Here is a 24,173-nt window from a genome sequence, read left to right as displayed (position 1 = left end):
ATGCCATTAGCAGATTTTATTGATCACACCAATTTAAAGTCCACCGCTACTATTGCGGATATTCAAAAATTATGCGAGGAAGCCAAATCCTACGGTTTTTATGCCGTATGCGTAAACGGTTGCCATGTACTTACAGCTAAAGAAACATTAAAGGACACCCCTGTCAAAGTTGCTGCCGTAATCGGGTTTCCACTGGGGGCCGTGTCCACCAAAGCCAAAGTTTTTGAAGCCGTGGACTGTATTGAAAATGGTGCGGATGAAGTTGATATGGTCATCAATATTGGATGGTTGAAGTCGGAAATGTACGATGCCGTTCGCGATGAAATCAAAGCTATAAAACAGGCTATCGGGGATAACATATTGAAGGTAATTATTGAAACCTGCTACCTCACCGAGGATGAAAAAGAAAAAGCTTGTGCTTTGGCTGTTGAAGCGCATGCAGATTTTGTAAAAACCTCAACTGGATTTGGAACCGGTGGCGCTACTTTTGAAGATGTAAAACTGATGAAAAGCATTGTGGGAGACAAGGCAAAAATAAAAGCATCAGGAGGGGTCAAAGACAAAGAGACTGCCCAAAAATATATTGAGCTAGGTGTATCTAGAATTGGTACATCCTCCGGCCCTAATTTAATCAAATAAGAAAATCCATGAGCACGCATATAGAAGCTAAACCAGGCGAAATTGCCGAAACCGTTCTAATGCCCGGAGACCCATTAAGGGCCAAGTGGATTGCGGAAACCTTTTTGGAAAATCCCGTTTGCTACAACCGAATTCGGGGAATGTTGGGCTATACCGGCACCTATAAGGGAGAAAGAGTCTCTGTACAAGGAAGTGGAATGGGAATGCCTTCTGCCATGATTTATTTCCACGAACTTATTAATGATTATGGGGTCAAGAATATAATTCGTGTGGGTTCTGCAGGGTCGTACCAAGAAAATGTAAAGCTCAATGATGTAGTTTTGGCCATGGCCGCTTCCACCACTTCGGGCATGAACAATTCAAGATTCATCAACTCGGATTATTCCCCAACTGCTGATTTTGATCTTTTCATAAAAGCCGTCAATCATGCCCGAGAAAACAACATACCCATAAAAGCAGGAAATGTACTCTCTTCGGATGAATTTTATAGTGATGACCCTGAAGAATATAAGCTTTGGGCCCAATATGGCGTGCTTTGCGTTGAAATGGAAACCGCGGGATTGTATACCATTGCAGCCAAATACAATATAAAGGCATTGACCATTTTAACCATTTCCGACTCTTTGGTAACCGATGAAAGGCTCTCTGCACATGATCGTGAGACCACGTTTAAAGACATGGTCCAAATTGCTTTGGCCGCTGCCATATCCTAAGAAACATTCAACAATTGGCGCTTTTATTTAAATGGCAGGCCTGCAAAACCTGATTGGCCTTGCTGCCATCCCTATAAATAGTTATTCCCTTCAGTCCATACTTCCAAGCAGTCATATAAATATCCGAAACAATTGCTTTTGAGGTATTTTTCGAAAGATTAATGGTTTTTGATACCGCATTGTCCGTATACTTCTGAAAAGCGCGTTGATGTTGCAAATGATATTCCCATGGAATCTCCAAGCTGGTTTCGAACAGGCTTCTTACATCTTTTGGAATATGCTTTAGTTGTTGAATACTTCCTGTCGCCAATACTTCTTCCTTCACCTCATCGGTCCATAATCCCAGCTCTTGCATTTTACCCGTAAAAATCGGATTTACCTCCATTTGTGTTTGGTTTTCGAGAATACCAACACGTTTATAGGCCAAGGCATACAAAGGCTCAATAGAATACGAGGTATCCGCAATCACCGATATACTGCCCGTGGGCGCTATACTATTGCATGTAGCATTTCGCATAGGTTTATCGGGAGAGAAAACACTTTTGTCCCAATTGGGGAACCTACCCCGTTCCTTAGCCAATTCTGCCGATGCCCCGTAGCTTTTCTCTTGAATAAATTTCATCACCTTTTCCCCAAGTAAAATGGCTTCTTCAGAGGCGTAAGGTAAATCGAGAAGAACCAACATTTCTGCCCAACCCATGATTCCAAGTCCAATTTTTCTATTGCTTTTAGTCTCTTGTTCTATTTGAGATAACAAATAGTGATTTACCGAAATCACATTGTCCAAAAACCTAACGGCGACACCAACAGTATTTTCCAAAACCTTCCAATCTACTTCTACTCTGTCACCATCAAGTTTTACCATTTTTGATAAATTGATGGACCCAAGGTTACAACTTTCGTATTCGAACAAAGGGACTTCACCACAGGGGTTCGTACTTTGGATATTACCAAGTCCAGGAAGAGGATTAGATTTATTTATAGTATCCAAAAAAATAAGTCCAGGGTCTCCAGTAGCCCAAGCCTGTGCAACTACCCTGTCCCAAAGTTTATTGGCTTTGATGATTTTCGCAACCTTTTTTGTTCTTGGATTGACCAATTTCCAATCCGTTCCATTTTGTACCGCCTTCATAAAATCATCGGTAATGCCTACGGAAAGATTAAAATTTTGTAATGTGCTGCTTTCAGATTTGGAAAGGATAAACTCTTCGATATCGGGATGGTCCACATTCAAAATTCCCATGTTGGCTCCTCTCCGTTTTCCTCCTTGCCTAACATGTTCTGTTGCGGTATCATAAATTTTAATGAATGCCATGGGGCCCGAAGAAACCCCTCCAGAGGATGAAACCATATCTCCATGCGGCCGAAGCTGGGAAAAATTATATCCGGTTCCTCCCCCACTTTGATGAATCATGGCCATATTTTTTAAAGTAGTAAATATGCTATCCAAGCTATCTTCCACTGGCAAAACAAAACACGCGCTCAATTGTCCATTCGGTAGTCCTGCATTCATTAAGGTTGGTGAATTGGGTAGAAAATGGAGATTGGTCATTAGGACATAAAATTCATTTTGCCATTTTTTTTTATCCTCTTTCTCTACACTTGCCACATGCTTGGCCACTCTCCAAAAAAGTTCTTCCGGGGATTCAACAATTTTTCCTTCCGTATTCTTCAACAAATACCTGACATTGAGTAATTGCTTTGCGTTTTCTGAAAGTTTCATTTTGTTTTGAGTGACATACCTGTTTTCTCCGTCAAAATTTCTTTTAATGCTTTTGTGGTAGTGGAATCTATCAAGTTCAACGCTCTTACCCCACACAATTCCTTTACCATCCGTACTCCCGCCAAAGTATTCGAGGCCACCCCTGTAACAATATCAGGAACCAATTCAAAGGCTTTCATTAAACCATAGACCGCATAAGGGTCCGAAGCACTCAAAATTGTGCACTTAATATGTTCCCTTAGCGCATTAATGGCAACATCTCCATTGTAAGGCTCCAAAGGCGAGGCTCCAATTTCTATTATGGCAACATCAGCATTCTCTTGGGCTATTCTACTGAGCATCTGTTCAAACTTTTCTTTGTATAGTTCTTTTGGGCAAATGGACGAAGGAAGTCCCACATCCACAAAATCCAATATCTTATCTGCCCCTACATCCTTAAAGGCCAAAATATCCTTATAACGTCCTGCTCCAGTTAGTTTTGCACCGACCACTTTATATCCGGCTTGTTTAAAAATGTTTGTTACTATTCGGGCCGATGTTGTTTTACCTGCTGACATAGAGGTTCCCACAAACAAGATCACTGGTGTATTAAAAGGAATTCTAGGTATGTTCTCAACAAAATCATCCATGGTTATCTTTTTGCCGTCCCTAAAGGCATGCCCCTTATAAATCACCTTGATCATTTTGGGAATAAACATGGACTTGGAGGTCAATTTTCCGAGAAGTCCTGCACCTGTAAGCACCGTCATTTTTAAATCGTCCGCTACATTTCTCCAGCTCCCGGTGGCTTCCAAAGTAGCATAACGTTCCCCTAATGCGCCAACAATATACTCGCCAGCTATAACCCCTCGCATCCTACCATTGGGGAGTTCCATTTTTAAGCTTTCCCCTCCTTCGTTCAAAATTTCACAAACGATATAATCGCCTGTTCCCCATTTGTCCCTGGGCAACGCCTTTTCTTCGAACCCTTTTTCTGCCAAATCGGATATTCGGGTCAATGATGCATAAATATATTTGTGGTCCATAATAAAAAGTTTAATTGTCTCCTGCTTCGGCCAGCATAAGAAGAGTCAGCAATGCTGTCCTAACTGGAAAGTCGTCCAATAAAATGTGTTCGTGTTGGGCATGGGCCCCATCCCCTGTGGTACCCAATCCATCCAGGGTGGCAGTGTACAAACTGGTGGTATTCCCATCTGACCCTCCACCGGCAGTAGCTTCTTCCAATTTCAAGCCTAAAAGGTTTCCTTTGGCCTTGGCCAATTTCCAGAGCATTCGATTACCCGATGTGTGTTCCATGGGAGGTCTGCCTATTCCTCCTTCAACGTACACCTCAACCTCAGGCAATGTAGGTTTCAGGGAAAGAATTTGTTCTGTAATCCTTTCTCCATCTTTTTTGTTCAACACTCGGACATCGACCACAGCTTTGCTTTCTGGTGCAATTACATTGGGCGATACACCACCTTCGATCATCCCAACATTGACCGTGATGCCTTTATCAAAATCGTTCATGGCGTAAAGACGCTGTATTTGATGGGAAAGTTCCACAATAGCACTGGCTCCTTTTTGGGGGTCTAATCCAGCATGGGCAGCTTTGCCTTTTACGGTAATCGTAAATCGTCCAAGACCTTTTCTGGCTGTTTTCAGTTTACCTGTCAAACCCAAAGGAGGTTCCATAATATAGGCACGTTCGCATACTTTGGCCAATCGTTCAATGGCTTTTTTGGATTCCTTGCTTCCAATTTCTTCATCGGAGTTAATTAGAATAACCGGTGTTAGGGGCAAGGTCAGATTCAATGCATCAATGGCCTTCAAGGCAAATATGATTTGGGCGAGTCCCGCTTTCATATCGTAAATTCCAGGCCCGCTCATGGTTTGCCCATCTTTTCGCAATGGCATTTTTTTTAACGTATCGAGTGCCCAAACGGTATCACAATGACCTATCATTAATTGTGAAGCTTTGCTTTTATCCCTATTTAAAGGTCTGGCATATAAAAAACCACCTGTTTCTTTTCCTGGTACATGAAGTGTATAAAAACCGAGTCTCTTCAACTCTTCTGCAATAAATTTTAAAATCTGATATTGAGAATTAGGGTCACGTGAAGGTGATTCCAACGAAACAAGCTCCTCCAAAAAATCCAACATCTCTTTCTCCCTTGATTTGAGTTGATTCAAGATGCCGTCTGCAATATGTGTAACCTTGGAAGTCATCTTTTAAAATCTTTTGGAAAAGGAAAATTGTAGGTTTCTTCGATTTTGGCAAAACGACCGTATGAAATGTATGCCAGCAACGGATTATTTTTTAATTGTTCCTGTTCGTCTTTTTCCGAAACCCTCAAATAATCATTGTGCACGTAGGCCTCTTTTATTTTTCCCGTTATGATGCTATTCTCACCAAAACCATCAATGATCTTGAACAAGTCACATTCCAAGTACAAATAAGCATCCTTTACCAAAGGTGCATCCATGGAAGCTGCTTTGATCAAGGGCAAGGCTTCTACAATTTGTTGTGATTTGGCCAATGCTTCCGTTCTGGGCGAAGCGCTCAAGGAAGTGGTTGTTACTTGATCAGGTTTAGGAAAGCTCACTGTGAATTCTCCAGTTTTTTTTACATTTTGATATGTTCCATGCCTTGGGGTGCACACAAAGCCAAAATAGTTGCCGAACCCAAGAGGGGTGGCCATATGTTTTGGAGCCAGGTCATAACCATCCTTTTCTTTTGTCCCAACGACCACCAAAGGAGCCACTGTGAATATCCTATCCCATATAGGATCACGGGTATCCAATGAAACGTATTTTTTATCCTGAAGAATGTCCATGACAACTGCTTTGGTATTTCTAAAAATACAATTATGAATCAGGGTCTCCTATGACCTAAATCAGGAACACTTCTAGGAAAACAATAGGGTTTTCAAATATTTATGGTACGGAATTCAAGGTAGTATGAATGACCTAAATCATTTCAAATGAAAGTATTGTAAGCTAGATTTGAGATAATCCATTACTATGGGTTACATCATCACTTGAACAAGTAAATGGAAACAAAATGTCTGCCAATTCCAAAGATAGCGCCACCAACAACAATGGGGGGAACATGGATAAAACTCCAAAAACTCCCAAAGGAAGAAGTACTATAAGTTGGCTATACTGGGTTTTGCTTCTATTTCTTTTAGTTTTCCCATTTTTCAACAATTCCATTGGTACATCCAAAGAAATTGGTTGGTCCAAACTGGAGGACACCTTATTGGCTAAAAACGCTGTTGAAAAAATTGTGGTTATCAATAAAGAAGTCGCCCAGATATACATTAAAAAAAGTTTTTTGGACGACCCGGATATCAAGGGGGACAACGATAGGTTGCTATCCTCTGACTCGGGACCACAATATTACATCACCATTGGTTCCGTGGAAAGTTTTGAAAACAAACTACAACGTGCACAAGAGGATGCAGATATATCTGAAAAAATTGATGTACGGTACGAAACCAGGGCCAATTTCCTCACTATTTTATCATGGTTATTGCCCTTGGCTTTTTTCATTTTTATTTGGATGTTCATGTTCCGACGAATGAGTGGTGGAAACGGTGGTAAATCAATGTTCAATTTTGGTGAATCAAACGCAAAACTTACCGAAAAGGGAACCAAAAGCAAAGTGACATTTAATGATATTGCCGGACTCAAAGAAGCGAAGGCCGAAGTGATGGAAGTTGTGGATTTCCTTAAAAACCCGGAAGACTATACCAGATTAGGTGCCAAAATACCGAAAGGTGTTTTGCTTGTGGGTCCACCCGGTACAGGAAAAACCTTAATGGCGAAAGCTGTTGCAGGTGAAGCGCAAGTCCCCTTTTTCTCCATGTCGGGGTCCGAATTTGTAGAAATGTTTGTTGGGGTTGGAGCTTCACGCGTTCGAGACCTCTTCAAAAAAGCGAAGGCAAAAGCACCAAGTATCATTTTTATTGATGAGATTGATGCTGTTGGTCGTTCTCGAGGCAAGATAAACGCATTCCAAGCCAATGATGAACGCGAGAGTACCTTGAACCAATTGCTTACGGAATTGGACGGTTTTGGCGATAATACGGGCGTTATTGTTTTGGCCGCTACCAACCGCCCCGATGTTTTGGATAAGGCGCTTTTGCGCCCTGGAAGGTTTGATCGTCATATTTATCTGGAACTGCCCAACCAATCGGAACGCGCTGAAATCTTCAAGGTTCATATCCGTCTTTTAAAACTTTCAAAAAATGTTGATATCGAAATATTGGCCAAACTAAGCCCCGGTTTTTCAGGAGCAGACATTGCCAACATTTGTAATGAAGCAGCCCTAATTGCTGCAAGAAATAAAAAGAACGAAGTGGAGCAAGAGGATTTCATGGCCGCCAGAGACCGGGTCATTGTGGGGATGGAGCGTAAAAGCAAGATCATTTCTCCAAAAGAAAAAGAAATTGTTGCCTACCACGAAGCCGGCCATGCCGTTGCAAGTTGGCACCTAAAACATGTGGATTCCCTTGTAAAGGTTTCGATAATCCCTCGTGGGAAATCGCTCGGAGCTGCCTGGTATTTACCGGAGGAGCGCCAAATTGTAACCAAATCGCAATTTATAGATCAGCTGTGCGCCTCGCTTGGTGGAAGGGCTGCGGAAGAAATAATCTTTGGAGAGCCCTCTTCCGGGGCCTTGGACGATCTTGAAAAAGTAACCAAACAAGCTTATACCATGGTGTCCTACTATGGTTTGGATGATGAAATAGGCCCTATCAGTTTTTATGACTCCACTGGTGATAACGAACGCTTACTTGGAAAACCCTATAGTGAGGATATGGCCAAACAAATTGATCATGAAGTACGTGACTTAATCATGTCCGCCTACGATCGAACCAAAAATTTACTGTTACAACAGAAAGAAGAGTTGGAAAATTTAGCACAACTACTATTAAAAAAAGAGGTGGTGGACAAAGATGATCTTGAAAAACTCTTGGGTAAGAGAGGTGAAAAATTATTGGGTGAGGATACTGAAAAACCAAGTAACCCCAACTTTCTGGTAAATTATTTCAATCCTGGAAATAACAATTTTAGAGAACCATTCAAATAAGCGGTTACAGGCTTTTTGAATATAAAATAAAGAGTCATGGAAAATACATTGATTTACGATTCGGACCTCCATTTTGAACACAAACAATGGGAACGCGAGCTTGGATTTTGGAAAGATGAGCTAAAAACTTTTAAGAGCCGATTGAGTGAACTTATTGGTCGATATAAAGACCGAAAAGTGCTTGCCAAATTGGAACATTATCAAAATGAATTTATTTTACACGAAGGGGTCATAAACGATCTTAAGGAAACTATCGAAGAGCACGAATCCAATATGGCCGAACATAGTAAAATCGGTGAAGAGGCTTTGGATGTCTCTTTGGTAGAGAAGCATGTTGGCTTCAGAAAGAAAATGGAAGCCCAACGTCAAATTTATGCTGAGCTTAAAAAGGATTTTTTTGAATTTCTAACTAAATACTGGGCATAGTTACACGAATTTTTAAAATCTTAAGGCCGTTATCTTTAACACGGATCTATACTCTATGTCACCCACAAATGTCATGGGTAAAGTTACCTATGTAGTTACCCAAAATCACTCAAGACATAGACTTTTTATTTATGCATGGAGTCCAATGAAACAGGCAACTCAAAAACCTCAAGGGAAAAGTATGGCAAGGCAGCCAATAGATGATCAAAAATATCGGCCATTACATATTCATAATTTTCCCAACGTTTGTCGGAACTAAATGCATAAATCTCCAAAGGAATACCTTGCGATGTAGGCTGTAATTGCCTAACCATCAAGGTCATCTTCTTGTTGATGGCTGAATGATTTTCCAAATAACTGGTCACATATTTTCGGAATACCCCCAAGTTGGTCAGGTTTCTTCCATTAACCAATAGTTCCTTATTAATATGGTTTGATTCGTTGTAGGAATTAATCTGTTCACTTCTATTAGTGAGATAAGCTTCTACTAACAATATTTTTTTTAACCCCTCTATGTCTTCGTCCGTTAAAAACCTGATACTATTTTGACGGATAACCAATGACCTTTTTATCCGTCGACCACCCGAAACCTGCATACTACGCCAGTTTTTAAAAGAATCGGAAATCAGGGCATAGGTGGGTATTGTGGTGGTGGTCATATCAAAGTTCTGAACTTTTACAGTGGCCAGGCTTATCTCGACTACATCTCCGTCGGCCCCATACTTTTCAAACGTAATCCAATCCCCAATACGGACCATATCATTAATGGTAACCTGAATGCTGGCCACAAATCCCAAAATTGAATCTTTAAAAATGAGCAATACTACAGCCGAGGCAGCCCCCAACGCGGTAAAAAATTTCCATACCGTGGTATCGGTAACAATAGCGAAAATGGTAAGTGTTCCAACAATCCAAGCGAAGATCATAAACACTTGTACATAACTATTTATTGGCTTGTCCTTGAACTTGGGACGGGTTCTTAGATAACCATTGACACTTTTAAAAAACTTCCGAAGGATGATTAAAATCAAAAAAACGAAAAGTATCTTAATGGTCTTTAATGCAATGATCCCAGCATAATCAAAATCTGCAAAGGCCACTGGAACAAACTCAAGCAATACGGTCAGGGGTATTACATGGGCCATATAACGTGGAACTCGGTGGGCTACCAAAAAATTGTCAAAATTATTTTTGGATTTTCTGGCCAACCTTACCGATAGCCCGCGCAGTATTTTCCAAACAAGGACATCTAACAATAAAACAAGTACAAGGACCACAACAGCCAACACAAATAAATTGATATATGCAGCCAACCTCTCGGCCATTCCCGTATCAATCAAATAGTTGTAAAGTATACGCCCTAAGTTCTTATCCATAGTTTTCAATTGAAGAAATACAACACAAAACTAAGGGATTTAATCCACCTCCCAATAGAAGTAAATTATCATTTTATATGAGGGCCATGGTTATAAAGCAAAAAATAATTCAATTAAAAAATCAAAGACATTTGACTAATCATAAAATACCGTTTTAAGTCCTGTCGTTTTGGGCAAAAAAATTATATTTGCACACCTAAAATTCCGAAGGCCCACGTGGTGGAATTGGTAGACACGCTACCTTGAGGGGGTAGTGTTCGTAAGGACGTGCTGGTTCGACTCCAGTCGTGGGCACAAAAGAAAACCGCAAGAAATTGCGGTTTTTTTGTTTTATACACTCCCTGAAAAATCCCCAAATCTTTTCGCAAAACACTGATTTTTATAAGGAAGAATCCAAATTTTATGATAAAAAACTAGGACGGCATCTTTTAAATCGTAAATTTGTTTAACGTTTAATTAAAAAAGATGAACAACGTAAAAACTTCTTTTAGTATTCGCGATATGGAAAACCTTTCCGGTATAAAGGCCCATACCATCCGAATTTGGGAAAAGCGATATAATTTGTTTAGTCCAGAACGAACAGATACCAACATTCGCACCTATAATCTTGAAAGTCTTCAAAAGCTGTTGAACGTTACCCTTCTATACAACAATGGGTACAAAATTTCTAAAATTGCCAAGTTGGGTGATGAAAAAATCCCCGCTTTGGTGAACGAAATCATTTCTGAGAAAAGTGAAAAGAGCCACGCGCTCAATTCCTTCAAACTTGCAATGCTCAATTTTGATCAATCCTTATTCTTGAGCACCTACAACGAACTCATGGAAGATAAATCGTTCACTCAAATCTTCAACGAGGTCTTTTTACCCCTATTGAACGAACTTGGCTTGTTGTGGCAAACGAATACCATAAGTCCTGCCCACGAGCATTTTATATCCAATCTTATAAAACAAAAAATATACATCCATACCGAAAAGCTTCAATTTGAGGCTCCGACCAAAAAGGACGAGGTTTATGTGCTCTTTCTCCCAGAGAATGAGATACACGAGTTGGGATTGCTCTACATCAATTACCAACTGGCATTGCACGGTTATAAAACCATATATTTAGGTCAGACCATGCCCGTAGAAAGTCTTGAGGACTTACTTAAATACTACGGTAACATAAGGTTTGTTTCCTACTTCACCGTATCACCCACCAAAGATGACATTGATGATTACTTTGACCGATTCAGTGACCTATTGAAAAAATCATCAGGGTCCAAACTTTATGTATTGGGTAGTCAAATCCAAGAAGTTGGTGAAGATAAGCCTCTTGGAGCCATCAAAATATTTAAATCTATTAATCAACTAATAGAATCACTTTAATCCCAAATGAAAAAAGTAATCGTCATTGGTTCTGGTTTCTCATCTCTATCTGCCTCTTGCTATTTGGCGAAAGCGGGCTATGAAGTGGAGATGTTCGAAAAAAATGATACCGTAGGAGGTAGGGCCAGACAGTTGATTAAGGATGGCTTTACTTTTGATATTGGCCCCAGTTGGTATTGGATGCCCGATATTTTTGATAAATTCTTTGCCGATTTTAATAAAAAGACCTCCGATTACTACCAGCTGGACAAGTTGAATCCCGCCTATAAAATTTTCTTTGAGGATGATGTTATCACCATTGGTGATTGTATGGAAACCATATGTGCCGAGTTCGAACGTATTGAATCTGGAAGCAGTAAACATCTACAGCAATTTATAAGCGAAGCCCAGAAAAATTACGATATCGCCATTAACAAAGTTGTACTGCGTCCCGGGCTTTCCCCTTTAGAGCTTGTGACCAAGGAAACCGTTTTAAAGGTCGACCAATTTTTTAAAACTATTAGTCAGCAGGTTCGCAAAAGGTTCAAAAACCCAAAACTGATATCCACCTTAGAATTTCCCGTACTTTTCTTGGGAGCTAAACCGAGTAAGACACCATCTTTCTACAACTTTATGAATTTTGCAGACTTTGGTTTGGGCACATGGCATCCAAAGGGTGGTATGTACGAAATCATCAAAGCCATGAAAAGCGTGGCCGAAGAATTGGGTGTAACCATACACACTGATAGTCCAGCAACTCATATTTTGGTTTCGGACGGGGAAATTTTGGGCATTCGGAGTCAAGGAAAGAATCATTTAGGGGATTATGTGGTGAGCGGCGCAGATTACCATCACTCAGAGACTTTACTCGATAAAAAATACCGACAATATTCGGAGGACTATTGGGACAAAAAAACCTACGCTCCTTCCTCATTGTTGTTTTATATAGGCTTTGACGAAAAGCTAAAAAACATCGAACATCATAATCTGTTCTTTGATACCGATTTTGAAAAACACGCCCAAGAAATCTACGATAACCCACAATGGCCTAGCAATCCATTGTTTTACGCCAATTTTCCATCCGTAACGGATGCATCAATGGCACCAAATGGGAAAGAAACCGGCTTTTTCTTGGTTCCGATTGCTCCTGGATTGGAAGACACTCCACAACTAAGAGACCAGTATTTTGACATTGTGATGGACCGATTTGAAAAATTAACCCATCAATCTGTAAAAAATTCAGTAATTTTTAAGGAAAGCTTCTGCGTAAACGATTTTGTTGAGCAGTATAATTCCTATAAAGGAAATGCCTATGGTTTGGCCAATACATTACGTCAAACCGCCTTTTTAAGACCTAACCTCAAAAGTAGCAAGGTAAAAAACTTGTTCTTTACCGGTCAGTTGACCGTTCCCGGCCCAGGGGTCCCACCATCTCTTATATCCGGTAAACTGGTGGCTGATTTAATCCTTAAAGAAGTAAAACGATGAAAACTATTTTTGATGATGTTTCTTACCACTGTAGTAAGGTTGTGACCCAATCTTACAGTACCTCATTTTCGTTGGCCACCAAAATGTTGGCTCCTTCCATTAGGGCAGATATTTACAATATTTATGGATTTGTCCGTTTTGCCGATGAAATTGTGGACAGCTTTCACGATTACAACAAGACCAAACTCTTTAACGATTTTGAAAGGGATATGGAGAAGGCCATTGAAGATAAAATAAGCTTAAACCCTATTTTAAATTCCTTTCAGCATACCTATCATAAATATGATATTCCCCACCACCTTGTTGAGTCGTTCATGAAAAGCATGCGAATGGATCTGACCAAGAAGAATTACGAGACTTTTGATGAGTACCGAGAGTACATCTATGGCTCAGCAGACGTTGTTGGATTGATGTGTCTTTGCGTATTTGTAAAAGGCGACAAGGGAAAATATGAGGAACTAAAAGAATCCGCAATGGCCCTGGGCTCTGCTTTCCAAAAAGTAAATTTTTTACGGGATTTAAAGGCAGATTACGAGGGTTTGAATCGAACTTATTTCCCCAACACCAATTTAATGGAGCTGGATGAACAGTCCAAAAAGCGTATTGTAAATGAAATTAAAGCTGATTTTGCGCTTGGATATTCAGGAATAGTCCAACTGCCAGAACAAGCAAAATTTGGAGTTTATACTGCTTACCGATATTATAAAAAACTGCTTCAAAAACTGCAGAGTACACCGCCTTTAGAAATTAAAAACACCAGGATTCGTGTATCTAACTACCAAAAATTTGGTCTGTTGGCGCAATCTTATGTTAATTATAAATTACAATTGGTACAATGAAAGTAGCTCTTTGGATATTGATATTTTTGGCAACCTTTTGTTTTATGGAGTTTATGGCGTGGTTTACGCATAAATATGTAATGCATGGTTTCTTATGGAGTCTCCACAAAGACCATCATAAAAAGGACCACGACTCTTGGTTCGAGCGAAACGACGCGTTCTTTATCTTTTATGCTATTGTGAGCATGACACTGTTCTATTTGGGCAGTTACACTTCTTTTTGGTACGGATGGCCCCTAGGGTTTGGAATCTTGGCCTATGGTATCGCCTATTTCACGGTTCATGATATATTTATTCACCAACGCTTCAAAATTTTTAGGAGTGCTAATAATCGATATGCCCGGGGTGTCCGTAGAGCTCACAAAATGCATCATAAACACCTAGGAAAAGAAGACGGGGAGTGCTTTGGTATGTTGGTGGTTCCTTTTAAGTACTTTAAGAAAAAATAGCTATTCCGCCATCAACTTGTCCAATAGATTTCTGGTTTTATCAGAATTCCAATTGGCCGCACCTGTTTTGTCAACCACAATATTACCTTGCTTATCAAGAATAAAGGTCACAGGAATGCTTCCACTTTGCAATTCTTTAGGTGTTTGTGAGGCTTGAAAATAAACGGGCAAATCGTACCCTTTTTTCTCTAGAAACGTTTCTACTTTTTGCCTATCATCATTGGCTACAAAAGCAAAAGTAACTTTGTTCTTATAATCGGCATATAAATCCACAAAGCCTGGTAGCTCGGCAACACATGGAGGACACCAAGTTGCCCAAACATTGATTACTATAACTTCTCCTTGCTTTGATCCTAAATTTGATTGGTTTCCATCCAAATCAACAAGGTTCCAGTTGTAATCTTTCAAAGTGGCTTGTTCGTCCTTGTCAATGGTGCTTGGACTTAGCACGGTCGCCACGATTTTATTGACCCATACTCGTGGATAAAAACCCAGAGGCGTAAATAGTATAAGGACAATGGCCAAAACCCATATTCCATTGCTAATCTGTTCCTTAGTAATTTTCATTCCGCAATTAATTCATCCAATAGTTTATATACTTTTCTAGTGCTCCAATCAGAAATCCCTTCTTCATGAATCACAATGTTTCCCGATTTATCAATCAAATAGGAAGCAGGTACCTCACTAGCGTCAATGGGCATTTTTTCGCCTATGATCAAATACGTTACAGGAAATGTAAAATCATGTTCATCAATAAAAGCTTCAACTGGTTCCCTCTCTTCATTGGTGATGATATAGAAATCAATTCTGCCTTTATATTTGTCGTATAACTCTTGAATACTTGCAAGTTCGGCTTCTGAAGGCAAGCGCCATGACGCCCAAAGATTAATCAAGATTACATTGCCCTTGGATTTTTCAAAGTTGAAAAAGTTCCATTCCTCGTCCTTTAGTTTCCAATCGTAATCGGTGATTTTTTTCTGCTCGTTTTTTTCGATGACTTCAGGAGAAAATGCAAACACTCTATTCAACCATATTTTCCCGTAGTAACCAATAGGGGTCACAAAAAATGATAGGACAAAAAGAATCAATACTACATTGAGAATGGTCTTTTTATTAATCTTCATTGAAAATTATTTATCAAAAATTAAAAACTCCTGACATCTTAAACAACATCAGGAGTCTTTTACAGATTATTTTAGATACTATTAAGCATTCTGTTTCTTGATCAAGTTCAAGGCTGAACCTTCGTTGAACCACTTGATTTGAGCATCATTGTACGAATGGTTTGCCATAATGGTATCCTTACTTCCATCGGCATGCACCACTTCAAGTGTCAAAGGTTTGTCCGGAGCAAACGCTGCCGCATCAACAATGTTGAATGTATCGTCTTCCTGAATCAAATCATAATCATCTTCATTGGCAAAGGTCAAGGCCAACATTCCTTGTTTCTTCAAGTTGGTTTCGTGAATCCTTGCAAAAGATTTTACAATTACAACAGCAACACCCAAATGTCTTGGCTGCATAGCTGCATGTTCTCTTGACGACCCTTCTCCATAGTTGTGGTCTCCCACAACAACTGTTTTGATTCCTTCTTTCTTATATTCACGTTGCGTATCCGGAACACCTCCGTACTCCCCTGTCAACTGGTTTTTAACGAAATTGGTTTTTTGATTGAAGGCATTTACCGCTCCAATCAAAGTATTGTTGGCAATGTTATCCAAATGACCTCTAAAACGTAACCATGGCCCTGCCATAGAAATGTGGTCTGTTGTACACTTCCCAAAGGCTTTGATCAACAATTTCATTCCTTGAAGATCACTTGCCTTAATCGGTACGAAAGGCTCCAATAATTGCAATCTTTCAGAGTCTGGAGCTACTTTAACCTCTACTCCACTTCCGTCTTCAAGTGGGTCTTCGTAACCATTTTCCTTAACTTCAAAACCTTTTGGTGGCAACTCCCATCCTGTTGGCTCATCCAACATTACTTCTTCGCCATCTTCGTTAATCAACTTATCGGTCAACGGGTTGAAGTCCAAACGACCTGCAATGGCAATGGCAGCAGTCATTTCTGGTGAAGCTACAAATGCGTGTGTATTCGGGTTACCGTCGGCACGCTTTGCAAAGTTTCGGTTGAAAGAGTGTACAATACTGTTTTTTGGAGCGTTCTTTGGATCTTCATAACGTCCCCACTGACCAATACAAGGTCCACAGGCATTGGTAAAGATTTTGGCATCCAATTTTTCAAATATCTCCAGAATACCGTCACGCTCGGTGGTATATCTTACTTGTTCCGAACCTGGGTTGATACCAAATTCAGCTTTTGTTTTTAATTTTTTGTCCAAAGCTTGTTGTGCAATGGAAGACGCTCTCGACAAATCTTCATAAGAAGAGTTGGTACAAGAACCTATCAATCCCCACTCAACGGCCAAAGGCCAACCATTTTCGGTAGCTTTATCCGTCATTGTTCCTACTTCCGTAGCCAAATCCGGGGTAAATGGACCGTTTAGTAAAGGTTTCAATTCTGAAAGGTTGATTTCGATAACCTGATCAAAATATTGCTCTGGGTTGGCGTACACCTCTGCATCAGCGGTCAAATGTTCCTTTACTTTGTTTGCTTCATCAGCAACATCTTCTCTATCCGTAGCCCTTAGGTAACGCTCCATGGATTCATCATAACCGAAAGTTGAAGTTGTTGCCCCAATTTCAGCGCCCATATTACAAATAGTTCCTTTACCTGTACACGACATAGATGTTGCACCAGGGCCAAAATATTCTACAATAGCTCCTGTTCCACCTTTTACGGTAAGAATTTCAGCTACTTTCAAGATAACGTCCTTAGGGGCTGTCCAACCGGAAAGTTTACCGGTCAATTTAACACCGATCAACTTGGGAAATTTAAGCTCCCATGCCATTCCGGCCATTACATCCACGGCATCTGCTCCTCCTACACCAATAGCGACCATTCCCAAACCACCAGCGTTTACGGTGTGAGAATCGGTTCCAATCATCATACCTCCTGGAAACGCATAGTTTTCCAATACTACTTGGTGGATAATACCAGCGCCTGGTTTCCAAAATCCAATACCATATTTGTTGGATACAGATCCCAAGAAATCAAACACCTCTTTACTGGTTTCGTTGGCATGCTTTAAATCTGCCGCAGCACCATCTTTAGCTTGAATCAAGTGATCACAGTGAACCGTGGTAGGCACTGCTACTTTATCTTTACCAGCTTGCATAAACTGAAGCAAAGCCATTTGTGCCGTTGCATCTTGGCAAGCAATTCTATCTGGGGCAAAATCAACGTAATCCTTACCTCTTACAAAGGCTTTTTCAGGTTTACCGTCCCAAAGATGGGAGTATAAAATCTTTTCGGAAAGTGTCAGGGGCTTACCTACCAATTCACGGGCTTTTTCTACACGTTCCCCCATGGAAGCGTAAACACCCTTAATCATGTCTATATCAAATGCCATTATACAATTGAGTTTTTAAGATTTTCGTAATTCGGTAAATTTACTAAATCGTGCAGTAATTTGGAATTAGAATCACACTAAATAAGTGTTGATTTTCTCATTTTTTTATAACAATTCCGTGATAATTTTTTCCTCTGTGATACCTTCAGCTTCTGCTTTGTAGTTCTTTAGTATCCTGTGGCGAAGAATTCCCAAGGAAACTGCTTTAACATCCTCGATGTCCGGAGAGAACTTTCCATGGATGGCAGCATGTGCCTTGGCTGCTAAAACCAAGTTCTGTGATGCTCTTGGTCCAGCTCCCCAATCAATATAATTTTTTACGTAATCAGAAGCTCCTTCTTGATCAGGTCTTGTTCTATTTACCAATCTTACCGCATAATCCACTACATTATCCGGTACAGGAATTCGCCTGACCAAATGCTGTACTTCAATAATTTCTTCTGCATTGAAGAGTGAATTTATTTGGACTTCATCATCCGTAGTGGTGGATTTCACCACTTGGATTTCTTCTTCTATAGAAGGGTATTTTAACTGGATGGCAAACATAAAACGGTCCAATTGGGCTTCTGGCAATGGATAAGTACCTTCTTGCTCTATTGGGTTTTGGGTGGCCAAGACAAAGTAAGGTAGGTTTAGCTTATACTGTTTCCCTGCGATGGTCACCGCTCTTTCCTGCATGGCCTCCAACAGTGCAGCTTGGGTTTTGGGTGGTGTTCTGTTTATCTCATCCGCCAGAATAATGTTCCCAAAAACCGGCCCTTTTATAAATTTAAAATTGCGGTTTTGGTCCAACACTTCGCTTCCCAAAATATCGCTGGGCATCAAGTCGGGCGTAAATTGTATTCTTTTAAAATCAAGTCCCAAAGTTTGCGCAATGGTATTGACCATTAAGGTTTTTGCCAAACCCGGTACCCCAATCAAAAGGGAATGTCCTCCCGTGTAAATGGATAGTAGTATTTGTTCGATCACCTCTTCTTGGCCAACAATGACCTTGGCTATCTCTTTTTTTAACTCTTGGTGCTTTTTTACCAGATTCTCAACCGCAACTACATCCGACATACATTTATTGCTTTACCCAATTGTTTGCAAAATCGCAGCTTCTGCTCTCTGGATCTACATGAATGTATGTGTCATCAATATGATTGTCCATCCATTCCTTTATGGCCTTGAACTGCTTTTCTCTAAGTGCCAATTCTTGGATTTTCATATAATCTTTGGCAAAGTCCGCCTCGTGCTCATCGTAACGGTTGGAAATCTTCATGATCTTGAACTTGGGAGGCCCTCCTCTTTGATCATCTTCACGAATAGGTCGGGATATCTCTCCGTCCTTTAGATTTCTAACTTGATTATATAGGGTCGGATCCATTTTGGTAAGTTCAAAACGGGAATCAAAATTGATAGGGTTACGCAATAATCCACCATCAAATTTGGTTTCCTTTTCATCAGAAAAGTTCAAGGCTGCTTCGGCAAAGGTGTATTTACCGTCCAAAACCTGTTGACGGATGGTATCGAGTTCTTGAGTCGCCTTATCAATGGCACTTTGTGGAACATCAGGTATCATGAGTATATGACGAATATCTCGTTCCTGTCCTCTAACCTTTTCAACAAAAATGATATGATACCCAAAAATAGTTTCAAATGGCTCAGAAATCTCTCCTTCCCTAAGGCTAAAGGCCACATCCTTAAACTCTTTTACAAACCCTGTCTCTTTGGTGATGCTATAAAAACCTCCATTTGGCCTTGAAGCTGGATCCTCGGTATACAGGATAGCTTTAACCTTAAAACTGGATTCATTCTCCAAAACATCCTGTCGAATCTCCTTTAATTGGTTGATTACCTTTTGCTTCTCCTCTTCTGGAGCTACGGGCTGCTTAACGATTTGGGCTATTTCCAATTCTGCTCCAAAAACCGGTCTTTCGTCCTCAGGTATCTTTGAAAAAAATTGACGAACTTCTTCTGGAGTCACTTCAATTTCCTCAACAATCTTGCTCTGCATTTTTTCGGAAAGCATGCGCAATTTGTTGATTTCAAAAAGCTCTTCACGGAAACTTTCCATATCCGCCTTTTTGTAGTAACTCAACATCTTTTCAACACTTCCAATTTGTTGTGTCAACTGCTGAATCTGTCGATCACTTTGGGCATTTACCATATCATCGGAAACCAACAAACTATCCTGTACGGCTTGGTGGGCATACAGTCTATCTTCCATAAGTTTACCCAAGAGACTGCAACGGGTAATATCTTCTGTTGATGCACCTTGGTTTTTAAGGTCGATCAAGGTTTTATCAATATCCGACTCCAAGATCACATAATCCCCTACTACTGCGGCAATACCGTCCAATTTCACTTTTTTGGTCGTGCTTGTGGAATCTTTCACGCCCATAGCCTCATCGGTTTCCTGTGCTTGGACCATTCCCATCATTGCAATAAATGCAATGAAAAGTCCCTTATTTTTCTTTATCATAAACCTCAAATTCATTCTTCTTAATAGCTTCATCAATAATTTCGGTTTCCAATTTTCTAACGTAATTCAATCGTCTCCTGTTCAAAATCAATTGCTTGATATCTGGCTCCACATAATCGAACGGAGCTGTTTCATTGACTTCCAATACATTGGTCACCAAGCCCAAATATACCTCTAACGAATCTTGTAACTCAAAAAATTGTGATTTTTTTAAGTGGGTTTTTTCATTTGCCTGGGTCAATGGAGGAATTTCCTCTATTACCCGTGAAGCACTTACCCATATGGAATCGTTAAAGTGGATCTTTTTAAATTGTACTGCAATGGAATCCAGATACTTTTTATCCGAATCATCCCAGTTCTTGATTTTGGCTTCTACGCCATCCCTATCCAAAAACTGTTCCGACATGCCCACAAACCTCAACTGCACCAATTTTTCATTCAGTTTGAAGTTTTCCTTTTCACGTTCGTAAAATTCTTCAAGCTGACTTTTGGTAACAGCTGTATCTTGGGATTGATTCACCAAAGCCTCTATATACGCCCTTGTATATAAATCTTTACGGTAATCGGACACCAATCGGTCAAATTCCGCTAGTTTTTCTTCTGGTAGATTTATTTTTGACTTGGATAACAATAACTGTTTCGATGCCCAATTATTAATATAATTGGTCACAAATATGGTACTGTCCTCCGCAGTCATGTCATCTCTGATCAGGGAAGCAATATCTTCCTTATAGAGATAAGTGTCGTCTACCCTTGCCAAGGGTTCCTTTTCTTCATCCTTGTTAAACATACCTTCACAAGAAGAAATAAGGATTGCAAAAAAAATGCAAAGTAGGAAAAACGTATTTTTTTGGAGCTTAAGCATTTCGCAAAAATAACAATTACAAAATGCCCTACAAGAAGGTTCTAATTTCATTAACAGAATTTTTTGGACACATTTAGATGACCAGAAATTACTACATTAGTGCAAAACCAATCAATACATGAAGTACGCCTGCGAAATTGTTGTTGATATCCCACGGGAGGAATTCATTATAAAAATGGATAACCCAGATAACATGAAGCATTGGCAAAGAGGTCTTGTTAAGTATGAACAACTATCCAAAAATCCTGAACAGGATGGAGCACAAATGAGTCTTCAGTACAAGATGGGCAAAAGGGAAATGAATATGGTAGAGACCATCATCAAAAGAAACCTTCCAGAGGAATTGTTTACAACATACGACACCAAAGGCGTACATAACATTCAAAAAAACTATTTTAAGGAAGAAGGTGACACAACCCGTTGGATTTCCGAATCCGAATTTCAATTTACTGGATTTGGCATGAAACTGATGGGGCTTTTAATGCCCGGAACTTTCAAGAAACAATCCTTAAAATACATGCAAGATTTTAAAACCTTCGCTGAAACCGGTAAATCTGTAACCGACTCATAAAAACATGGAAAAACTTTTGGATAGAAAAATTAAGATTATTTGGGATTTTAGAGGCCCGACCGCAGCCCATACTGCCGAACACTACTTGAAACACTTAAAAGAATTTGTTGAGGTCGAAGAACTAAAATACGACCTTGCTGGCGTGGATCACTTTAGCTCCACGCATAGTATAGCTTATTTGGTAGTCGCCGAGTTTGAATTGAACGAGGTACGAAGTATTCTAAAACCGCATCGTGGCCAGGTTTTCAACAAAGAAATATAAATAATCCATACCCAAAAAATGGGACGTCACCCTTGGAAATCAAATTTCCTTGGGGCAACATTCCATTTTCTGGACTAGAATCATTTACGATCATGAAATTTTATCCAATCATTTCTGGTTGCACGTTCCAAGTTCCGTTTGCTAAGAGAACCTGATCAAAATCAATGCCCTCAATAGGTTTTAACGTTTGACTTGTTGGGTCATATTCTATTTTTCTACCCAGTTTCCATGACAAACCGGCCATGTGCGCCGAAATAGCTTCATCAAAACCTTCTTTGATACCGCAACTTACATTTCCTCCATTTTTTATGACACTCAACCACTCACGCATATGTAGGAAGGTGGAATCTACACGAACCCCATCAATATAGGTCCACATAAGCCCCTTGTCCGCAAAGTATTGCGATGTCGCAGATGAAACAGCATCCGTTGCATTTGCTGCAGGGTCATATTGATAGATAGGCACATTGGGCCTCATTTTTTCAGCTTCCAGCATATCGGCATATCGGGTAGATGCACCATCAGGCCATACGGTCAATCTATTGCCCAGTTCCATGGTTGCATCGTGCCCCATTAAAATCGTAGGTCTGTTGAACCCGTTGCCCAAAGTAGCACTATAGCAGAAGGTCATACCTTTTTCTTTGCCCTTGGCTTGACTGCTTCCTGTACTGAAATCCGGAAATTCCATGTTCACTTGTATCACATCGGGAACATTTCTACCATCGTTATGGGTGTAAATTCCACCTGAAGCACTTACCGATGAGGGAATGCCCATATTGAGCACACAGTTCAAACGGTCGTAATCGTGGGTCAACAAATCTCCAGAAAGTCCAGAGCCGTAGGCCCACCATTTACGCCATCTGAAAAAATGATTTTTATTGAAAGGTACTTTTGGTGCAGAGCCGAGGAATTGCTCCCAATCGATGGTCTCGGGACTAGCTTTTTCGTGGATATCGTAGTTCCAAGCACCATTATCATCGTTTCTATTGGTATTTGTTTGAATCAAGGAAACATGACCGAGCGTTCCCTTCTCCACAATATCACGGGCGGTACTGAAACTCAATGTTTGTCTATGCTGGTGACCTACGGCAAAAACCGCATCTGATTTTTGAGCAGCCTCACGCAACGTATAGGTCTCACTAACGGTGTGAGTCATAGGTTTTTCGACATAAACGTGCACATTGTTGTTCAAAGCTTCTATGGATATTGGAGCGTGCCAATGGTCTGGCGTAGCAATTACCACGGCATCCACCTCACCGCTTTGAATCATGTCCTTATAGGTCAGGTATCTTTTAATCTTATTATCATCTGTAGAGAAGGAATTGATAAACTTTTCTGCTCGTACATCGAACACATCGCAAATACCCACCAGTTTCACATTGAGTCGTTCTTGTGCTTCAAAATCTTCCAATCTTTTATTGTTGGGGTCTTCTTCGGCCGCCAAACGCATTTCTTCTTTCCATTCGTCGGTAGCAAAACCCAGGGCTCTTGTTAATTGTTCGCCTCGAATACCAAAACCTATTACACCTATACGAACAGGGTCCCCTCCTATTCCAGGAACCGCAGGTGGCAATGAGGGTTTTATATTGAGTTGTTCCAATATTTCCGAGCGTTTGTTTCTTGACCCAACAGCAGTTGCGGCCCCAGCCCACCATACAGCTCCAAGTACGGGCAAGCCTCCCAATCCTATTAAAAGGTCTCTTCTAGTCCATTTCATTGTTCCTGAGTTTTAAGTTTGTTCTTCCTAAGATAATCAAGGCCAAAGTATGCGCCCGTAGGTAGTTGATAAATCACAATTATAGCTACAAGTTCAATTAGGTTTTTATTGACCAACCAATAGTTTCCCTCCACGTTCATTTGTGCTAAACCGGGGAACGGTGGATGCGCCAGAAAATAAAGCGCCAATAGACCGACGCCCACAATGGCTCCGATACGCTCAAAAATTCCCAAGGTAAAGGTTACGCCCACTACCATAAGTGCTATTATGTTCAAAGTATCCACCCAGCCAATGGTTGCATCTCCTATCAGCATCGTAAAAAACCCTTCAAATGGTCCTTGTGCGGTGGCCAGATACCCAAAGGATGTCCATTCAGGATTGTACATCTTCACCACACCCTCAAATAAAAAGTGCCACCCTATAAAAATTCGAAGCAGGGTAACACTTGCTTTCAGTTTATTCTGATTTTGGTTCATAGTTATTATAGTTAATTGTACATAATTGTTGTTTCTTATAAGTGATTGGAATCAAAAATTGGAATTCAAACATTAAAGTTTTCATTTTGAAATACTAAAAGTACCCAACACTAATCCTATATACCATGACCGATGTCAGTTTTGAGAAATGGAAAAAGTTACAAAATAGATTTTAAGTGCTTGAAACACTTTAAGTCACATCAATTTTAAGAAGGGTTAAAACCAATGTAAACACCTACGGTCACCTATGTATGGATATTGGCGACTGTGC

23 protein-coding genes and 1 tRNA gene are annotated in these 24,173 nt (G+C 40.2%); 11 read left to right on the top strand and 13 right to left on the bottom strand.

Annotated elements, in window-relative coordinates; genetic code table 11:
• Together deoC and deoD are read left to right on the top strand one after the other, a co-directional pair.
• Positions 1-639: a deoxyribose-phosphate aldolase gene (deoC, locus tag ACQQ5U_RS18075; RefSeq protein WP_437399697.1), complete on the top strand. Its 639-nt coding sequence runs from the start codon at positions 1-3 to the stop codon at positions 637-639.
• A gap of 8 nt (positions 640-647) precedes the next feature.
• The gene (deoD, locus tag ACQQ5U_RS18070; RefSeq protein WP_437399696.1) at positions 648-1,352 is read left to right on the top strand and encodes a purine-nucleoside phosphorylase; all 705 of its coding nucleotides are present in this window, start codon (positions 648-650) and stop codon (positions 1,350-1,352) included.
• A gap of 7 nt (positions 1,353-1,359) precedes the next feature.
• Here deoD and ACQQ5U_RS18065 read toward each other — a convergent pair whose 3' ends face one another.
• Genes ACQQ5U_RS18065 through ACQQ5U_RS18050 form a run of 4 tightly spaced genes read right to left on the bottom strand, consistent with a single transcriptional unit; the run spans position 1,360 to position 5,891 of the window.
• Positions 1,360-3,075: an adenosylcobalamin-dependent ribonucleoside-diphosphate reductase gene (locus tag ACQQ5U_RS18065; RefSeq protein ID WP_437399694.1), complete on the bottom strand. Its 1,716-nt coding sequence runs from the start codon at positions 3,073-3,075 to the stop codon at positions 1,360-1,362.
• Positions 3,072-4,100, bottom strand: coding sequence for a hypothetical protein (locus tag ACQQ5U_RS18060; RefSeq protein ID WP_437399692.1), 1,029 nt, complete (start codon positions 4,098-4,100; stop codon positions 3,072-3,074). Before ACQQ5U_RS18060 ends, ACQQ5U_RS18065 begins: the two co-directional genes overlap by 4 nt.
• Positions 4,101-4,110: 10 nt before the next feature.
• Positions 4,111-5,283 carry a M20 family metallopeptidase gene (locus ACQQ5U_RS18055; protein WP_437399691.1) on the bottom strand — a complete coding sequence of 391 codons (1,173 nt, stop codon included), beginning with the start codon at positions 5,281-5,283 and terminating at the stop codon, positions 4,111-4,113.
• Positions 5,280-5,891: a flavin reductase gene (locus ACQQ5U_RS18050; RefSeq protein ID WP_437399690.1), complete on the bottom strand. Its 612-nt coding sequence runs from the start codon at positions 5,889-5,891 to the stop codon at positions 5,280-5,282. Before ACQQ5U_RS18050 ends, ACQQ5U_RS18055 begins: the two co-directional genes overlap by 4 nt.
• Positions 5,892-6,118: 227 nt before the next feature.
• On the opposite strand from ACQQ5U_RS18050, the gene ftsH reads away from it, so the two are divergent.
• A complete protein-coding gene (ftsH, locus tag ACQQ5U_RS18045; RefSeq protein WP_437399688.1) occupies positions 6,119-8,152 on the top strand; it encodes an ATP-dependent zinc metalloprotease FtsH in 2,034 nt (677 codons plus the stop codon).
• A 36-nt stretch (positions 8,153-8,188) separates the two neighbouring features.
• On the top strand, positions 8,189-8,578 hold the full coding sequence (locus ACQQ5U_RS18040; protein ID WP_437399687.1) for a hypothetical protein: 390 nt from the start codon (positions 8,189-8,191) through the stop codon (positions 8,576-8,578).
• 125 nt (positions 8,579-8,703) lie between these two features.
• Here ACQQ5U_RS18040 and ACQQ5U_RS18035 read toward each other — a convergent pair whose 3' ends face one another.
• Positions 8,704-9,954, bottom strand: a complete 1,251-nt coding sequence (locus tag ACQQ5U_RS18035) for a mechanosensitive ion channel family protein (RefSeq protein ID WP_437399685.1) — start codon at positions 9,952-9,954, stop codon at positions 8,704-8,706.
• A 210-nt stretch (positions 9,955-10,164) separates the two neighbouring features.
• On the opposite strand from ACQQ5U_RS18035, the gene ACQQ5U_RS18030 reads away from it, so the two are divergent.
• From ACQQ5U_RS18030 to ACQQ5U_RS18010, 5 genes are all read left to right on the top strand, one after another.
• Positions 10,165-10,248: transfer RNA gene (locus tag ACQQ5U_RS18030), tRNA-Leu, on the top strand.
• Between the two features lie 171 nt (positions 10,249-10,419).
• Complete coding sequence (locus tag ACQQ5U_RS18025) at positions 10,420-11,319, top strand: MerR family transcriptional regulator (protein ID WP_437399684.1); 900 nt, start codon at positions 10,420-10,422, stop codon at positions 11,317-11,319.
• A gap of 6 nt (positions 11,320-11,325) precedes the next feature.
• Entirely contained in the window at positions 11,326-12,786 is a 1,461-nt protein-coding gene (locus tag ACQQ5U_RS18020) for a phytoene desaturase family protein (RefSeq protein ID WP_437399682.1), read from the top strand.
• Positions 12,783-13,625: a phytoene/squalene synthase family protein gene (locus ACQQ5U_RS18015; protein WP_437399680.1), complete on the top strand. Its 843-nt coding sequence runs from the start codon at positions 12,783-12,785 to the stop codon at positions 13,623-13,625. Before ACQQ5U_RS18020 ends, ACQQ5U_RS18015 begins: the two co-directional genes overlap by 4 nt.
• Complete coding sequence (locus tag ACQQ5U_RS18010) at positions 13,622-14,074, top strand: sterol desaturase family protein (protein ID WP_437399678.1); 453 nt, start codon at positions 13,622-13,624, stop codon at positions 14,072-14,074. Before ACQQ5U_RS18015 ends, ACQQ5U_RS18010 begins: the two co-directional genes overlap by 4 nt.
• On the opposite strand, the gene ACQQ5U_RS18005 is transcribed toward ACQQ5U_RS18010, so the two are convergent.
• The 6 genes from ACQQ5U_RS18005 to ACQQ5U_RS17980 form a co-directional block, all read right to left on the bottom strand.
• Positions 14,075-14,641: a TlpA family protein disulfide reductase gene (locus tag ACQQ5U_RS18005; protein WP_437399677.1), complete on the bottom strand. Its 567-nt coding sequence runs from the start codon at positions 14,639-14,641 to the stop codon at positions 14,075-14,077.
• On the bottom strand, positions 14,638-15,198 hold the full coding sequence (locus ACQQ5U_RS18000) for a TlpA family protein disulfide reductase (protein WP_437399675.1): 561 nt from the start codon (positions 15,196-15,198) through the stop codon (positions 14,638-14,640). Before ACQQ5U_RS18000 ends, ACQQ5U_RS18005 begins: the two co-directional genes overlap by 4 nt.
• 81 nt (positions 15,199-15,279) lie before the next feature.
• Positions 15,280-17,547, bottom strand: coding sequence for an aconitate hydratase (locus ACQQ5U_RS17995; RefSeq protein ID WP_437399674.1), 2,268 nt, complete (start codon positions 17,545-17,547; stop codon positions 15,280-15,282).
• Between the two features lie 105 nt (positions 17,548-17,652).
• Positions 17,653-18,606, bottom strand: coding sequence for an AAA family ATPase (locus ACQQ5U_RS17990; RefSeq protein ID WP_437399672.1), 954 nt, complete (start codon positions 18,604-18,606; stop codon positions 17,653-17,655).
• Positions 18,607-18,610: 4 nt separating this feature from the next.
• Positions 18,611-20,011, bottom strand: a complete 1,401-nt coding sequence (locus ACQQ5U_RS17985; protein WP_437399670.1) for a peptidylprolyl isomerase — start codon at positions 20,009-20,011, stop codon at positions 18,611-18,613.
• A complete protein-coding gene (locus ACQQ5U_RS17980) occupies positions 19,995-20,801 on the bottom strand; it encodes a peptidyl-prolyl cis-trans isomerase (protein ID WP_437399668.1) in 807 nt (268 codons plus the stop codon). Before ACQQ5U_RS17980 ends, ACQQ5U_RS17985 begins: the two co-directional genes overlap by 17 nt.
• Before the next feature lie 193 nt (positions 20,802-20,994).
• On the opposite strand from ACQQ5U_RS17980, the gene ACQQ5U_RS17975 reads away from it, so the two are divergent.
• Complete coding sequence (locus ACQQ5U_RS17975; RefSeq protein WP_437399666.1) at positions 20,995-21,447, top strand: SRPBCC family protein; 453 nt, start codon at positions 20,995-20,997, stop codon at positions 21,445-21,447.
• A gap of 4 nt (positions 21,448-21,451) precedes the next feature.
• Entirely contained in the window at positions 21,452-21,709 is a 258-nt protein-coding gene (locus ACQQ5U_RS17970) for a hypothetical protein (RefSeq protein ID WP_437399664.1), read from the top strand.
• Positions 21,710-21,809: 100 nt separating this feature from the next.
• Here the strand turns inward: ACQQ5U_RS17970 and ACQQ5U_RS17965 are convergent, their stop codons facing one another.
• Positions 21,810-23,426, bottom strand: a complete 1,617-nt coding sequence (locus tag ACQQ5U_RS17965) for a Gfo/Idh/MocA family protein (RefSeq protein ID WP_437399662.1) — start codon at positions 23,424-23,426, stop codon at positions 21,810-21,812.
• Complete coding sequence (locus ACQQ5U_RS17960) at positions 23,423-23,902, bottom strand: DoxX family membrane protein (RefSeq protein ID WP_437399661.1); 480 nt, start codon at positions 23,900-23,902, stop codon at positions 23,423-23,425. Before ACQQ5U_RS17960 ends, ACQQ5U_RS17965 begins: the two co-directional genes overlap by 4 nt.
• Positions 23,903-24,173 lie beyond the last annotated feature (271 nt).

Origin of the sequence: Flagellimonas lutimaris (assembly GCF_051494225.1) — a bacterium.
GTDB lineage: Bacteria > Bacteroidota > Bacteroidia > Flavobacteriales > Flavobacteriaceae > Flagellimonas > Flagellimonas lutimaris_A.
Note: the sequence above shows the minus strand (reverse complement) of the source record. Positions and strands in the feature narration are given on the sequence as shown.

Coding starts and splice junctions, on each gene's coding strand:
- deoC (WP_437399697.1), top strand. CDS start 1: ATGCCATTAGCAGATTTTATTGATCACACCAATTTAAAGTCCACCGCT.
- deoD (WP_437399696.1), top strand. CDS start 648: ATGAGCACGCATATAGAAGCTAAACCAGGCGAAATTGCCGAAACCGTT.
- ACQQ5U_RS18065 (WP_437399694.1), bottom strand. CDS start 3,075: ATGAAACTTTCAGAAAACGCAAAGCAATTACTCAATGTCAGGTATTTG.
- ACQQ5U_RS18060 (WP_437399692.1), bottom strand. CDS start 4,100: ATGGACCACAAATATATTTATGCATCATTGACCCGAATATCCGATTTG.
- ACQQ5U_RS18055 (WP_437399691.1), bottom strand. CDS start 5,283: ATGACTTCCAAGGTTACACATATTGCAGACGGCATCTTGAATCAACTC.
- ACQQ5U_RS18050 (WP_437399690.1), bottom strand. CDS start 5,891: ATGGACATTCTTCAGGATAAAAAATACGTTTCATTGGATACCCGTGAT.
- ftsH (WP_437399688.1), top strand. CDS start 6,119: ATGTCTGCCAATTCCAAAGATAGCGCCACCAACAACAATGGGGGGAAC.
- ACQQ5U_RS18040 (WP_437399687.1), top strand. CDS start 8,189: ATGGAAAATACATTGATTTACGATTCGGACCTCCATTTTGAACACAAA.
- ACQQ5U_RS18035 (WP_437399685.1), bottom strand. CDS start 9,954: ATGGATAAGAACTTAGGGCGTATACTTTACAACTATTTGATTGATACG.
- ACQQ5U_RS18025 (WP_437399684.1), top strand. CDS start 10,420: ATGAACAACGTAAAAACTTCTTTTAGTATTCGCGATATGGAAAACCTT.
- ACQQ5U_RS18020 (WP_437399682.1), top strand. CDS start 11,326: ATGAAAAAAGTAATCGTCATTGGTTCTGGTTTCTCATCTCTATCTGCC.
- ACQQ5U_RS18015 (WP_437399680.1), top strand. CDS start 12,783: ATGAAAACTATTTTTGATGATGTTTCTTACCACTGTAGTAAGGTTGTG.
- ACQQ5U_RS18010 (WP_437399678.1), top strand. CDS start 13,622: ATGAAAGTAGCTCTTTGGATATTGATATTTTTGGCAACCTTTTGTTTT.
- ACQQ5U_RS18005 (WP_437399677.1), bottom strand. CDS start 14,641: ATGAAAATTACTAAGGAACAGATTAGCAATGGAATATGGGTTTTGGCC.
- ACQQ5U_RS18000 (WP_437399675.1), bottom strand. CDS start 15,198: ATGAAGATTAATAAAAAGACCATTCTCAATGTAGTATTGATTCTTTTT.
- ACQQ5U_RS17995 (WP_437399674.1), bottom strand. CDS start 17,547: ATGGCATTTGATATAGACATGATTAAGGGTGTTTACGCTTCCATGGGG.
- ACQQ5U_RS17990 (WP_437399672.1), bottom strand. CDS start 18,606: ATGTCGGATGTAGTTGCGGTTGAGAATCTGGTAAAAAAGCACCAAGAG.
- ACQQ5U_RS17985 (WP_437399670.1), bottom strand. CDS start 20,011: ATGATAAAGAAAAATAAGGGACTTTTCATTGCATTTATTGCAATGATG.
- ACQQ5U_RS17980 (WP_437399668.1), bottom strand. CDS start 20,801: ATGTTTAACAAGGATGAAGAAAAGGAACCCTTGGCAAGGGTAGACGAC.
- ACQQ5U_RS17975 (WP_437399666.1), top strand. CDS start 20,995: ATGAAGTACGCCTGCGAAATTGTTGTTGATATCCCACGGGAGGAATTC.
- ACQQ5U_RS17970 (WP_437399664.1), top strand. CDS start 21,452: ATGGAAAAACTTTTGGATAGAAAAATTAAGATTATTTGGGATTTTAGA.
- ACQQ5U_RS17965 (WP_437399662.1), bottom strand. CDS start 23,426: ATGAAATGGACTAGAAGAGACCTTTTAATAGGATTGGGAGGCTTGCCC.
- ACQQ5U_RS17960 (WP_437399661.1), bottom strand. CDS start 23,902: ATGAACCAAAATCAGAATAAACTGAAAGCAAGTGTTACCCTGCTTCGA.